Here is a 13,452-nt window from a genome sequence, read left to right on the forward strand (position 1 = left end):
CCACCCCGGCTGTCGCAGAAGCGAGGACACCTTAAGAACCGCGCCGCGCCCGTTCCCGATACGCTGAACGACAAAAGACCACAGGAGAGGAAACAATGGACAAGAAGCCGCCCCAAACCCCCGCTCACTCGACCCTGGGCCTTCTTCGCCCGAGCCGCCGCGCCGTTCTGGCCGCCGCCGCCGCCGTGCCGCTGGTGACCATCCTCAAGCGCCCGGCCAACGCCGCCGAGTTCCAGTTCAAGTACGCCACCGGCCAGGACCCGACCCACCCGGTCAACATCCGCGCGCAGGAGGCCATCGACCGCATCCGCGAGGCGACGTCCGGCCGGCTGGACATCAAGCTGTTCCCGGCCAACCAGCTCGGCAGCGACACCGACCTGCTGGGGCAGGTGCGCAACGGCGGCGTGGAGATCTTCAACCTCTCCTCGCTGATCCTCGCCACCTTCGTCCCGCTGTCCGGCATCACCAGCATGGGCTTCGCCTTCAAGGACTACGACGCGGTCTGGCAGGCGATGGACGGCGAGCTGGGCAAGCATGTCCGGGCGGAGATCGCCAAGACCCCGATCATGACGCTCAGCAAGATCTGGGACAACGGCTTCCGCCACGTCACCTCCTCCACCCGCGTCATCAAGACGCCGGAGGACATCAAGGGCTTCAAGATGCGGGTGCCGCCGGCGCCGGCCCTGACCTCGCTGTTCAAGGCGATCGACGCCGCCCCGGCGCCGATCAACTTCAACGAACTCTACTCGGCCCTGCAGACCACCGTGGTGGAGGGGCAGGAGAACCCACTGGCGATCATCGCCACCGCCCGCCTGTACGAGGTGCAGAAGTCCTGCAGCCTGACCGGCCATGTCTGGGACGGCTATTGGGTGCTCGGCAACAAGCGCGCCTTCGCCCGCCTGCCCGCCGACATCCAGGCCATCGTCAGCCGCGAACTGGACCGTTCGGCGGACGACCAGCGGGCCGACATCGCCGCACTCACCGAATCGCTGCAGAAGGACCTGTCCGCCAAGGGGCTGACCTTCCACACCATCGACCGCGAGCCGTTCCGCAAGGTCCTCGCCGGGACGAACTTCTACGCGGAGTGGAAGGAGAAGTACGGGTCCACCGCCTGGGACCTGCTTGAGAAGGTGACCGGCAAGCTGGGCTGACGCGGTCCGCCGACGCGGCCGGCCCTCCGGTTCCCGAAGGACCTGCAGGGCCGGCCGCCTCCCCACAACCGATCGTCCCCACCACCGATCGTTCATGCGAAGGGCTGGTTACCATGAACACTCCCGTCAACACGGCGGACGCCGCCGTTCACGGCGCCGGGCGGCCATCGGGCGCCGGCACCGGCTGGCTCGACCGGCTGGACCGCGGCATCGGGCTGCTGGTCGAGACGCCGGCGGCGCTGCTGGTGCTCGCCGAGGTCGGCGTCCTGCTGGTCGGCGTCATCTGGCGCTACCTCCTGCACAGCCCGATCATCTGGTCGGACGAGCTGGCCTCCATCCTGTTCCTCTGGCTCGCCATGTTCGGCTCCGTCGTGGCGCTGCGCCGGGGCGAGCACATGCGGATGACCGCGATCGTCGGCATGCTCCAGCCCCGCACCCAGGCGTTCCTCGACGTGGTGGCGATCACCGCGGCGCTGGCCTTCCTGCTGCTGATGGCCGAGCCGGCCTACGAGTTCGCGGTGGAGGAGGTGTGGGTCACCACCCCGGCGCTGGACATTCCCAACTCCTGGCGGGCGAGCGCGCTGCCGGTGGGCTTCGTCCTGATGATCGCGGTGGCGCTGCTCCGGCTGGCGCGGCTGGGCCGTCCGTCCGACGTGCTGCGGGCGGTGGTGGCGGTCACGGCGGTGGTCGGCGTCATGGCGCTGGCGGCGCCGCTGTTCGCCGGGCTCGGCAACTACAACCTGCTGCTCTTCTTCGTGGTGGGCGTCGGTGCGATGGTGTTCCTCGGCCTGCCCATCGCCTTCGCCTTCGGTCTGGCGACCTTCGGCTATCTGGCGCTCGCCACCTCGACCCCGGCCATCGTCATGGTGGGCCGCATGGACGAGGGGATGAGCCACCTGATCCTGCTGTCGGTGCCGCTGTTCGTCTTCCTCGGCCAGCTGATCGAGATGACCGGCATGGCCCGCGCCATGGTCGGCTTCCTGGCCAGCCTGCTCGGCCATGTCCGCGGCGGCCTGTCCTACGTGCTGATCGGCGCCATGTACCTCGTCTCGGGCATTTCCGGGTCGAAGGCGGCGGACATGGCGGCGGTCGCCCCGGTGCTGTTCCCCGAGATGAAGGCGCGCGGCGCCAAGCCCGGCGACCTCGTCGCCCTGCTGTCGGCCACCGGCGCCCAGACCGAGACCATCCCGCCGTCGCTGGTCCTCATCACCATCGGCTCGGTCACTGGCGTGTCCATCGCCGCCCTGTTCACCGGCGGCCTGCTGCCGGCCGTCGTCCTGGGCGCGGCGCTGGCGGCGCTGGTGTGGTGGCGCTACCGCCACGAGGACCTGTCGCACGTCCGCCGCGCCAGCAAGGCGGAGATCGGCAGAACCTTCTTGATCGCGCTGCCGGCCATCGCGCTGCCCTTCATCATCCGCGCCGCGGTGATCGAGGGCGTGGCGACCGCGACCGAAGTGTCGACCATCGGCATCGTCTACGCGGTGGTCGCCGGCCTGCTGATCTACCGCCAGTTCGACTGGCGTCGCATCTACCCGATGCTGGTCGAGACGGCGTCGCTGTCCGGGGCGATCCTGCTGATCATCGGCGCCGCCACCGGCATGGCCTGGGCGCTGACCCAATCCGGCTTCTCCAGCTCGCTGGCCGAGGCGATGCGGGCCCTGCCGGGCGGCGTGCCGGTCTTCATCGTGGTGTCGATCATCGCCTTCATCATCCTGGGCAGCGTGCTGGAGGGCATCCCCGCCATCGTGCTGTTCGGACCGCTGCTGTTCCCCATCGCCCGCCAGCTCGGCGTGCATGAGGTGCACTACGCGATGATCGTGATCCTGGCCATGGGCATCGGCCTGTTCGCCCCGCCCTTCGGCGTCGGCTACTACGCGGCCTGCGCCATCAGCCGGATCAACCCCGACGAAGGCATGAAGCCGATCATCGGGTATCTGGTGGCGCTGACCATCGGCCTGATCGTCGTCGCGGCGGTGCCCTGGATCTCCATCGGTTTCCTGTGATCCGTCTTCCTGTGATCCGCCTTCCGGCCCGGTCCCCTGCGTTTCCAATGGCCGGGCCGGGCCTTCCTCTCCCTTTTCAGTTCAGGAAAGTGATACGGCCATGACGACGGTGGGCTTTATCGGCCTCGGTTCCATGGGCATGCCGATGGCGTGCAACCTGCTGGCCCGCGGTTTCGCGCTGCGCGGCTTCGACGTGCGGCGCGAGAGCGTCGCGGCCCTGGAAGCCCGCGGCGGGCGGGGGGCGGACAGCGCCCCCGTCGCCGCCGACGGGGCCGACGCGCTGGTCCTGATGGTGGTCAACGCCGCCCAGGCCGAGTCCGTCCTGTTCGCTCAGGGCGCGCTGGACAAACTGCCGGAGGGCGCCACGGTGATCCTGATGGCCACCTGTCCGCCGGACGCCGTCGCCGCGCTCGCCGCGCGGGTCGAGGCGGTGGGGCGGCGCTTCGTGGACGCCCCGGTGTCGGGCGGGACGGTCGGGGCGGTGGCCGGAACGCTCTCGATCATGGCGGCGGCCCCGGCCGCGGTGGTGGAGCGGGTCCGCCCGGTCCTGGCGGCGATGGGCGACAAGGTCTTCCACGTCGGCGAGGCGCCGGGGCAAGGCGCTACGGTGAAGACCGTCAACCAGCTGCTGTGCGGCGTCCACATCGCCGTGGTGGCGGAAGCCTTCTCGCTGGCCGCCAAGGCCGGCGTCGATCTGGCGGTCCTGCTGGAGATCATGAGCGGCTCCGCCGCGTCGAGCTGGATGCTGAAGGACCGCGGCCCGCGCATGCTGGAGGCCGAGCCGGGCATCACCAGCGCGGTGGACATTTTCGTCAAGGACCTCGGCATCGTCCTGGAGGCCGGGCGCGGCGCCAAGGCCGCCCTGCCGCTGGCCGCCGTCGCCCACCAGATGTTCCTCTCCGCCTCCGGGCGTGGCGAGGGCACCATGGACGACAGCCAGGTGATCCGCAGCTATCACCTTCTGAACGGCGTCACGCCGGGGTGAGACGGCTCCAACGCCAGCAACCGCAAAGCTGGTCCAGGCGGGACGGGTGTACGGTCATCGGCTCCCCTTACCGTTCCCACCGGCGGACGATGGCGTCGATGGTGCCGTCCCGCTTGAGCTTTTCGTAGGCCGCCTGCAACCGCTCGGCCTTTTCCGCCCGCAATTTGGGGACGGATATGTAGCGCGGCACCATGGCCAGCGGCTTGGGCAGGATCTTCACCGAACCCGTCCGCCCCTCGCTGTCGGCAAGGTAGCGGAGCACCTGGAGGTCACCGGCGATGGCGTCGACACGGCCGAGAAGCAGGCGGCGGAAGGACACGACGTTGCTGCTGCTGCGGACCCGCTCGAACAGGGGGGATTTGTCGAACTCGGGGGTGTATTCGAACCCGTCGACGACGCCGATCCGCAGACCCTGCAAATCGTCGATGCGCGCGTAGGTGATCTCCGAATTGCTGCGGACCATGAGCACGGTCGCGCCGACACGGTAGGGTCCGACCAGATGCCCCCGCTCCAGACGGCGCGGTGACGTGAAGAACTGAAAGGCGACGTCCACCTCGTTCTCATCGTGAGCGCGCACAACCTCCGGCCAGGCCATGGGGCGGTGAACCGGGTAGACGCCGATGTCCTTCAGCATGGCATCAACGATCTCCGTGTCCATTCCCGTCCGCTTGCCGCGCTCGGTGAAATTGTACGGCGGGAAATAGTCCTCGGACGCGACCGTCCAGTTCTCCGCGCGCGCCGGGGCCACGGCCATAAGCAGGGCCAGAACCAAGGCGGCGACCAGCAACCGCGCCACCCCCGCCAAACACGCGCGCACCCTCGTCCTCATCAACCCTCTCCGCTCACATCCCGACATCGCCAGTCGCCGGGCACCGCGTACAGGGCAATCCGGTCGCCCTCAATGGGAAAAGAGCGGGCGGGTGTGATATCGCACCGGAGACGGCGGAGGGGACCGGCCCCACAATGGCCCCCAATGGAGGGAGCCGGTCCCACTCACCACGCCGGTCAGGCGGCGGCACGCAACCGCATCGCCCCGACCAGATCCTCGATGGTCACCACCGGCATGCCCTGGCGCTCGGCGAAGGCGACCAGCTCGGGCAGACGGGCCATCGTGCCGTCGGGGTTCATCACCTCGCACAGCACCCCCGCCGGACGGCGCCCGGCCAGGGTTGTCAGCTCGATGGTCGCCTCGGTGTGGCCGCGCCGCGCCGCCAAGCCCCCGGCGTGCGCGCGGATGGGGAAGACATGGCCCGGCCGGGCGAGGTCTTCCGGCCGGCAGCCGTCGGCGATGGCGGTGCGGATGGTGGTCACCCGGTCCGCCGCCGACACGCCCGTCGTCACGCCCTCCCGCGCCTCGATGGAGACGGTGAAGGCGGTGCCGAAGCGCGCCGTGTTGCTGCCGACCATGGGCGGCAGGTCGAGGCGGCGCGCGTCGGCGTCGGTCAGGATCAGGCAGACAATCCCCGACCCTTCGCGGATCAGCAGAGCCATCTGTTCGGCGGTGATGGTTTCGGCGGCGTAGATCACGTCGCCTTCGTTCTCGCGGTCCTCGTCATCCACGACGACGACCCCGCCGCCCTGGCGGATGGCCTCCACGGCGCGCATCACCCGTTCCTCGGCGGTGCCGAAGCGGTCGAGAAGGCCGGTGGAGGACGTGGTAGAAAGCGGGTTGCTGGCAAAGGTCTGATTCATGGTTCTCACTCCGGTTGGGGCGAGCCTGAATCAGGGCGCAAAGAGACATCCGGCGGTGCACGGGATGTCCCGCGCGGACCACCGTCGCAGGCCAGCGCACGCGGACCGCGCCCGACGCCATGCGTTGCGGGCGGACCACGGTCGATGACCGGCTCGTCCTCTTCCATCCGGACTGTTACCGTCGGCTCCGGCCTTGAACCGGATCTGCTGTCCTCCCGGCCTGACGGCCGGGAGCGCTCGCGGGCTCCCCCTCTTGCAAGGGGCTACCGCCGGTCGGGATTTTCACCCTGCCCTGAGAACAAGCGTCTGTTGCGCCGCCCCCGGATGGGGACGGCACCGCCAGCGTCCCCCAGCGGGCCGGGCAAAGTCAAGACCGCTTCGCCCCGCCCACCGGCCCCTCCGTCCGGCGCAGCAGGTAGTCCAGCCCGCCCAGCCGGTACCAGCGGTAGCCGTAGGGCTCCAGCACCAGACGGTGCCGCCCGTCCTCCTCGGGGTCGTTGTGGTCCTCGGCCAGCAGATTGACCAGCCGCGGCGATTCCCCCGTGCCATCGACCTCCAGCGCGACCTCGTGGGGACGGTCGTCGAGGTTGTGGACGACGAGCACCGAGTTGTTCCTCCAGTCGTAGCGGATCGCCAGCACCGCGTTCGATCCGGTGGGCAGCACCTGGAAGTCGCCCCAGCCGATTTCCGGGCATTCCTTGCGCATGCGGATGATGCGCTCGGTCCAGTTCAGCAGGGCCGACGGGTCGCGGCGCTGGTGGGCGGCGTTGATCCGCTCATAGCCGTAGGCGCCGCCGCTGATGACCGGGTGCACGGGGTCGGCCGCCTTGGTGAAGCCACCCTGCGGCTCGTCCGACCACTGCATGGGGGTGCGGGCGCACTCGCGCTCCGGCAGGGACAGGTCGTCGCCCATGCCGATCTCGTCGCCGTAGCGCAGCACCGGCGTGCCGGGCAGCGTGAACAGCAGACTGTAGGCCAGCTCCAGCCAGCGCCGGTCGCCGCGCAGCATCGGGGCCAGCCGCCGCCGGATGCCGCGGTCGTAGAGCTGCATGTCCTTGTCCGGCCCGAAGGCGTCGAAGACGCGCTTGCGCTGCGCCTCGGTCAGGCGCCCGAGGTCCAGCTCGTCGTGGTTGCGCAGGAACAGGCCCCACTGGTTGGTGCTGGGGCGCGGCACACGGGTGACGTCCAGCGCCTTGGCCAGCGGCCGCGTGTCCGCCGTCGCCAAGGCGTAGAACAGGTTCTGGTTGACCTGGAAATTGAAGACCATCTGCATGCGGTCACCGTCGTCGCCGAAATACTCCTGATCGACGGTCGGCAGCACGTTGGCCTCGGCCAGCAGCACGGCGTCGCCGCACCGCCACTGCACGAACTCCCGGAAGGTGCGGAGCATGTCGAACTGCTGCTTGGGCTTCTTGACCTCGGGCCCCTTGGTCGCGATGACGAAGGGCACGGCGTCCATGCGGAAGCCCGACACGCCCAGCTCGATCCAGAAGCCCATCACCTTCAGCAGCTCGGCCTGCACCTCGGGGTGGGCGGTGTTCAGGTCCGGCTGGAACTCGTAGAAGCGATGGAAGTAGTAGGCGCGGGCCTCCTTGTCCCAGCTCCAGGTCGTCTTCTGCACGCCGGGAAAGACGACGCCCTGGTCGGCGTCGGCCGGCTTCTTGTCCGACCAGACGTACCAGTCCCGGTAAGGGGAGTCCGGGTCCTGGCGCGCCGCCTGGAACCAGGGGTGCTGGTCCGACGTGTGGTTGACCACGAGGTCGATGATGACGCGGATGCCGCGCTGCTTGCAGGCGTGGCTGAACTCCACGAAGTCGCCCAGCGTGCCGTAGCGCGGATCGACGTTGTAATAGTCGGCCACGTCGTAGCCGTGGTCGCGCATCGGCGACGGCTGGAACGGCCCCAGCCAGAGGCAGGTCACGCCCAGCCCCTGCAGATAGTCCAGCCGGCGCTGCAACCCTTGGAAATCGCCGATCCCGTCGCCGTTGGCGTCCATGAAGGTGCCGACCGACAGGTTGTAGATGACCGCGTTCTTGTACCAGAGATCCTTGATCATGGCCCGCCCCGCACAAAACTGCCTAGGCCATAACAGGGCCGACCGGCCGAGGTCCCGCCACTCCGCCGAGCCAACCGTAAGGGGGTGTCCTACGCCCTTAGGAAAAAGGTTAATGTATAGTTAAAGTCACAAGAAAGCCTTCAATCCTGCCCGCATGATGTCCCCCAAGACGCACAGAACCAGGGGAATCGTGCCATGAAGCGTGCCATGCGCCACCACGCCGCCCAGAGCGGGGCCGCCCAGAGCACCGCCGCCCACGGCAGCGCCGCCCAGAGCAGCGCCATCCAGTCCACCACGACGCAGGCCGTCAGCTACACCTACGGGAACGCCGGTGCTCTGGCGGCTCCCGCGGCGCCGGTTCCCACCAGCTTCGCCCCGGTGACCATCAACTACGCGGAGACACGGGCGGATGGCGGCTTCGGCTGGGACGTGAAGTACGACCTCGCCTTCGACGGCACGGCCTTCGTCGTGCAGACCCGCATCCACCTGACCGGCGACGACGCCGGTGCCATGAAGCAGGTCTGGGAGCAGGGGATCGAGGGGATCTGGAGCGACAAGTACAGCCTGTCGGACGGCACCAACAACTACGCCATCCGCTTCGACGTGCAGTTCGTGGCGGCCGGGAACCAGCATTACAACGTGAACGTCAGCAACAGCTACGGGCGCTGCGACATGCTGAACTGGTGCACCCAGACCGACTGGGGACCCGATTACCAGGACGAGCTGGCGGCCCACGAGTTCGGGCACATGATCGGCGCCTTCGACGAGTATGCGGGCGGGGCCACCTACGGCAACTTCGCCGCCACCGGCACCATCATGTCGGACCTGACCCCGACGCTGCGCCCCAACTACATGAACTCCATCGACTATTACGCCGAGCAGTTCACCGGCAAGACCTTCCAGATCGTGGAAATGCCGAAGAACCTGACGCTGACCGGCAACACATGGGCCGACAGCCTTTATGGCGGGGCGGGCAACGACACGCTGAGCGGGCTGAGCGGCAACGACCAGCTCTTTGGCGGCGCCGGAAACGACCTGCTGTGGGGCGACGCCGGAAACGACACGCTGCGCGGGCAGGCCGGCAACGACGCGCTGCACGGCGGCTCGGGCGCTGATCTGCTGATGGGAGACGAGGGCAACGACACGCTGTGGGGCGATGCCGGAAACGACACACTGTGGGGCGGCGCTGGGGCGGACCTGTTCGTCTTCACGCGCGGCGGCGGCCAGGACCGCATCGCCGACTTCAGCCGCGCGCAGAACGACCGCATCCAGATCGCCTCCAACATGACCTACCGGCTGGGATCGGACGGCAGCGGCAGCGCCCTGCTCGACTTCGGCGGCGGCGACCGGCTGACCTTGGCCGGCATTGCTCCGAACCAAGTCACCGCAGCCTTCTTCACCTACGGCTGAGGCACCCCGTAGCGCAGGAACTGGACGCGGGTGTCGCCGTAGCGGCGCTCGTCCAGCTCCGCGAAGCCGGGCGGCAGGGGCAGCGGGTCGCGCCCGGCGACCTCGACCACCAGCACGGCGCCGGGGGCCAGCCAGCCGGCCTTCGCCAGCCCGGCCAGCGCCCGCGGCGCCAGATCCTGGCCGTAGGGCGGGTCGAGGAAGGCCAGCGTGCAGGGGCGGCCCGGCGGAGGCGGCGGGCGGGTGGCGTCGGCACGCAGGACCGCGGCGTTCGCCCCCTCCCCCAGCGCCGCGACGTTGGCCCGCACGGCGTCCAGGGCGGCGCGGCCCAGGTCGAGGAAGCTGGCGTGGGCGGCCCCGCGGGACAGCGACTCCAGCCCCAGGGCTCCGGTTCCGCAAAAGGCGTCCACGACCACGGCGCCCTCCAGCAGGTCGGTGCCGTCCGGCCCCCAGTCGGCGTGGGACAGGATGTTGAACAGGGATTCGCGGGTGCGGTCGGTGGTCGGCCGCGTGTCGCTGCCCCCCGGGGCGGCCAGCCGCCGCCCGCGGTGCTTACCGCCGACGATCCGCACGGGTCCGCTCCGGCCCCCGGCCACCCGAGGCGCCACCGCCCGAAGCACCGCCAGCGCCACCGGCGCCGCGCGGCTTCGGCCCCGGCTTGCCGCCACCTGGGCCGCCACCGGGCTTTCCGCCCTTCAGCGTCAGCGTGCCGGGCTTGCCCGCCGGCTTGCCGTCCGGTTTGTTGGAAGCGGGCTTGCCGGAAGCGTATCCGCCCGAGGCCGGCTTGGCCGGACCGCGCCGGTCGGACGCGGCCTTCGGCTCCGCCTTGGCCCAGCCGGCCTTGGCGTCGCGCGGCTTGGACGCCTTCGCCGGAGCGGCGGAACGGCCCTTGGCGCCTTCCGTGCCGGCGCTTTCACTCTTGGCGGCGGTCTTGGCGGCAGAGGTCTTGCCCTTGGCCTTGCCCTCCTCCGCCGGATCGGCGCCGGTGAAGAATCGGGACACCTGCTCGCGCACGACGCGCTTCGGCACCTCCTCGACGGCGCTCTCCTCCAGCTTGCCGAGCTGGAAGGGGCCGTAGGCGACGCGAATCAGCCGGTTCACCTGGAGGTCGAGCGCCTCCATCACCTTGCGGATCTCGCGGTTCTTGCCTTCCTTCAGGCTGACGGTCAGCCAGGCGTTGCGGCCCTGGATGCGGTCCAGAACGGCTTCGATGGGACCGTACTTCACCCCCTCGATGGTCGGTCCCTTCGCCAGCTCGGCCAGCTTCACCTCGTTCACCTCGCCGAAGACGCGCACGCGGTAGCGGCGGGTCCAGCCGGTGGCCGGCAGTTCCAGGAAGCGGGCCAGTTCGCCGTCGTTGGTCAGCAGCAGCAGCCCTTCGGTCGTCAGGTCGAGCCGTCCGACCGAGATGACGCGCGGCATGTCCGGCGGCAGCCGTTCGAAGACGGTGGTGCGTCCCTTCTCGTCGCGGGCGGTGGTGACCAGCCCGGACGGCTTGTAATAGCGCCACAACCGTGCTGGCTCCGGCTCGGGGATGACCTTGCCGTCCACCTGCACGACGTCGCCGGACCGCACGACGCAGGCCGGGCTGTCCAGGGTCGTGCCGTTGACGGCCACGCGGCCGTCGGTGATCCAGCGCTCGGCGTCGCGGCGCGAGCACAGGCCCGCGCGCGCCAGCCGCTTGGCGATGCGCTCGCCGGCATCGGGCTCGCCCGCGTCCGCATCGGCGGCGCCGGGCATGGCTTTGGAATGTTCGAAATCGGGGGTGTCCATGGGCACGGACCATAGGGCTTGCAAGCCCCGCCCGCAACCCACGGCACGGGGTCCCCGCCGTTATTCTTCGAGGCGGAAGCCGACCTTCATCACCACCTGGAAGTGGGCGACCTTTCCACCGCTGACGTGGCCGCGGATCTCGCCCACCTCGAACCAGTCCACGTTCTTCAGCGTCTTGGACGCGCGCTCGATGCCGTTGCGGATGGCGTCGTCGATGGTGGTCTCGGCGGTGCCGACGATTTCCACCTTCTTGTAGACATGGTTGCTCATGACCGTCCTCCCTGTTTCGTCCGATGCTTAACAACGCCGGAGGACGTTCCGCGGCTTGACGAAAACAGGGACCGCCGGGCAGGGTGCCCCGCATGAGCCGCCCCCCCTCCCCATGGACATCGCCTTCGACGAGGCCGAGGCCGCCGCTTCCCGCGGGGAGGTGCCGGTGGGCGCCGTGCTGATCGATCCGGCGACCGGCGCCGTGCTGGCCCGCGCCGGCAACCGGACCGAGGAGCTGAACGACCCCACCGCCCACGCCGAGGTGCTGGCGATCCGCGCCGCCTGCGCGGCCTTGGGCGAGCCGCGCCTGCCGGGGCTGGACCTGTATGTGACGCTGGAGCCCTGCGCGCTGTGCGCCGCGGCGATCAGCTTCGCCCGGCTGCGGCGGGTCTATTTCGGCGCCTACGACCCCAAGGGCGGCGGGGTGGAGCACGGCCCCCGTTTCTACCACCAGCCGACCTGCCACCACGCCCCGGACATCTACGGCGGCATCGACGAGACGCGGGCGGGGGAGATGCTGCGGGAGTTCTTCAGGGGGCGCCGCCCCGGTTGAGTGCCGGGGCGGCGCGCGGTCACCGCGGCGGGGACAGGATGGCCACCGTCGCCTGACTCCACGCATCCTCGCAATCGCGAACGAGAGGACCCCTCAGGGTGCGGCACTGCTCCATCACGACCCCGGCTTCCGGCGTGCGCCCGGCCTCGACCAGCAGCCGGATGCGGAGCGGATAACCCCGCTCAGCCCCGCCGAAGCGCCGGTCCTTGCCATCGAGGACGACCAGCGCCTGCGATGCCCGTCCGCCGGCCCGATGCTCTGCGATCAGGAAATCAAAGGCTTCCGGCGGAGCGGCAGGACTTTTCACGGCGATTTCCAGATCTCTGACCGCAAGGTCCGGCCGGTTCTGCTTCAGATGAAGGCGATAGTAGGTCATCCGCAGATAGGGATCAGACTCGAATCCGCCCTTGGCGATCTCCTTCAAGGTGGTCTCCGCCTCGTCGAGGTCCCCGTGTGCGATCAGGCTGTCGGCCCGCTGCATGAGGACGCTCCGCGACAGCGCCTTGAGGGCGGTCCCCTGGAACACAACCTTCTCGTAGGCCGACCGGGATCTCTCCCGAAGAGCCGTCCCGAACAGCTTCTGGCGGGTTATGTAGGCGCTCAGATCCTCCTTCCGCTGTTCCGGGGAATTGTGCCCTGCCTTCAGTTGCTTGGCGAGTTCGTCCAGCATTCTGGCCGGGCCGCTGGCCAGCTCTTTGAAGGCCGCGTTGATCCCGGCACTGTATTGCCCCGACGCCATCATGTTGTTGATCTGGGATTCGAACTGCCGACGCTCGTCCTCGGCCTTGGCCTTCTGCTTCCCGGCGTCGTCGGCGAAGCGCTCCATTGCGTCCTTGTAGACGCGGCCGTTGTAGAGGGCCATTTCAAGCAGATCGAAGCCAAGGAGATCGGCCTCGTCCTCCTGCTGGCGCGTCCAGGACGGTTGCACCACGACATCTTGGAACGTGCGGTAGGAAGCATAGATCAGCGTCGCATCCCTGGCCATCTCCGGATTGGAGCGGGGAACGGCCGACAGGAGAGCCCCCGCGGCGGTGTCCTCAATCGTCTTCTGGGCCGCGTGATGACGGTCGGCGTCCAGGTGATTGAGCAGGATGTGCGACACCTCGTGAGCCAGGATGAAAGCCAACTCGTCCTCGTCCCGCGCATTTATGAACACGCCCTGGGAAATCAGGATGGTGCCGCCCGGAACCGCTTCCGCCACATAGGCGGGGTTGGTGGTGACGACGACGCGAATGGGTGGCTTGGCATGAGGCCACTTCACCAAGAGGCGCGCGAGGATCTGATTCGCATAACGCTGCAGCGGCTCCGCCCCCGCCAGTTCGCGGGTCCCCGGCGGAAGCGGGTCGCGTCCGTCGAACCCTCGTGCCGGCGCGGTGGGTTGCTTCTGAAGCGACGCGGCCAACGTCGTCATGGAGCTGCCCCTAGCATCGGGGACCCGACGTTCCTGCGCGACGTCGATGAAGCGTGACGGGACGGCTTCATAAGTCCGCTTGCCGACCGATGTGCAGCCGCCGGCAAGCAGGCTCAGGACGAGCCCGGTGAGAATGAGGGGGCGACGCATA

The 13,452-nt window shown here is 69.1% G+C and carries 12 protein-coding genes and 1 riboswitch; of the genes, 5 read left to right on the forward strand and 7 right to left on the reverse strand.

Annotation, left to right across the window (positions count from 1 at the left end; all coding sequences use genetic code 11):
• The first annotated feature begins 95 nt into the window (after positions 1–95).
• The 3 genes from ABAZ39_RS10735 to ABAZ39_RS10745 all read left to right on the forward strand — a co-directional run bounded on the left by ABAZ39_RS10735 (position 96) and on the right by ABAZ39_RS10745 (position 4,139).
• Positions 96–1,151: a TRAP transporter substrate-binding protein gene (locus tag ABAZ39_RS10735; protein WP_051657947.1), complete on the forward strand. Its 1,056-nt coding sequence runs from the start codon at positions 96–98 to the stop codon at positions 1,149–1,151.
• Positions 1,152–1,264: 113 nt separating this feature from the next.
• Positions 1,265–3,154, forward strand: coding sequence for a TRAP transporter large permease (locus tag ABAZ39_RS10740; protein WP_038529269.1), 1,890 nt, complete (start codon positions 1,265–1,267; stop codon positions 3,152–3,154).
• A gap of 100 nt (positions 3,155–3,254) precedes the next feature.
• Positions 3,255–4,139 carry an NAD(P)-dependent oxidoreductase gene (locus tag ABAZ39_RS10745; protein WP_038529271.1) on the forward strand — a complete coding sequence of 295 codons (885 nt, stop codon included), beginning with the start codon at positions 3,255–3,257 and terminating at the stop codon, positions 4,137–4,139.
• Positions 4,140–4,206: 67 nt separating this feature from the next.
• Here ABAZ39_RS10745 and ABAZ39_RS10750 read toward each other — a convergent pair whose 3' ends face one another.
• The 3 genes from ABAZ39_RS10750 to ABAZ39_RS10760 form a co-directional block, all read right to left on the reverse strand.
• Positions 4,207–4,968, reverse strand: coding sequence for a substrate-binding periplasmic protein (locus ABAZ39_RS10750; RefSeq protein ID WP_081862962.1), 762 nt, complete (start codon positions 4,966–4,968; stop codon positions 4,207–4,209).
• Between the two features lie 176 nt (positions 4,969–5,144).
• Positions 5,145–5,831, reverse strand: coding sequence for a 3,4-dihydroxy-2-butanone-4-phosphate synthase (gene ribB / locus ABAZ39_RS10755; RefSeq protein WP_038529274.1), 687 nt, complete (start codon positions 5,829–5,831; stop codon positions 5,145–5,147).
• A 151-nt stretch (positions 5,832–5,982) separates the two neighbouring features.
• A riboswitch (FMN riboswitch) is annotated at positions 5,983–6,135 on the reverse strand.
• A 63-nt stretch (positions 6,136–6,198) separates the two neighbouring features.
• Positions 6,199–7,887, reverse strand: a complete 1,689-nt coding sequence (locus ABAZ39_RS10760; RefSeq protein ID WP_038529276.1) for an alpha-amylase family protein — start codon at positions 7,885–7,887, stop codon at positions 6,199–6,201.
• Positions 7,888–8,082: 195 nt separating this feature from the next.
• Here ABAZ39_RS10760 and ABAZ39_RS32965 point away from each other — a divergent pair, with 195 nt between their 5' ends.
• Positions 8,083–9,297, forward strand: a complete 1,215-nt coding sequence (locus ABAZ39_RS32965; RefSeq protein ID WP_051657948.1) for a calcium-binding protein — start codon at positions 8,083–8,085, stop codon at positions 9,295–9,297.
• Here ABAZ39_RS32965 and rsmD read toward each other — a convergent pair.
• From rsmD to ABAZ39_RS10780, 3 genes are read right to left on the reverse strand one after another with little or no spacing between them, the layout of a single operon-like run.
• A complete protein-coding gene (gene rsmD, locus ABAZ39_RS10770; protein ID WP_038529279.1) occupies positions 9,288–9,866 on the reverse strand; it encodes a 16S rRNA (guanine(966)-N(2))-methyltransferase RsmD in 579 nt (192 codons plus the stop codon). The two genes, ABAZ39_RS32965 and rsmD, sit on opposite strands and share 10 nt — an antisense overlap.
• Entirely contained in the window at positions 9,847–11,067 is a 1,221-nt protein-coding gene (locus ABAZ39_RS37490) for a pseudouridine synthase (protein WP_038529281.1), read from the reverse strand. The genes rsmD and ABAZ39_RS37490 overlap by 20 nt, the downstream gene beginning before the upstream one ends.
• A gap of 60 nt (positions 11,068–11,127) precedes the next feature.
• Positions 11,128–11,337, reverse strand: coding sequence for a dodecin (locus ABAZ39_RS10780; protein ID WP_014239544.1), 210 nt, complete (start codon positions 11,335–11,337; stop codon positions 11,128–11,130).
• 112 nt (positions 11,338–11,449) lie between these two features.
• Between ABAZ39_RS10780 and ABAZ39_RS10785 the strand changes: the two genes are divergently transcribed.
• Positions 11,450–11,890, forward strand: coding sequence for a nucleoside deaminase (locus ABAZ39_RS10785; RefSeq protein WP_038529283.1), 441 nt, complete (start codon positions 11,450–11,452; stop codon positions 11,888–11,890).
• A 19-nt stretch (positions 11,891–11,909) separates the two neighbouring features.
• Here the strand turns inward: ABAZ39_RS10785 and ABAZ39_RS10790 are convergent, their stop codons facing one another.
• Positions 11,910–13,451, reverse strand: coding sequence for a M48 family metalloprotease (locus tag ABAZ39_RS10790; protein ID WP_160174815.1), 1,542 nt, complete (start codon positions 13,449–13,451; stop codon positions 11,910–11,912).
• Position 13,452: the final 1 nt, after the last annotated feature.

This window comes from Azospirillum argentinense (assembly GCF_000632475.1).
GTDB classification, from domain to species: Bacteria; Pseudomonadota; Alphaproteobacteria; order Azospirillales; family Azospirillaceae; genus Azospirillum; species Azospirillum baldaniorum.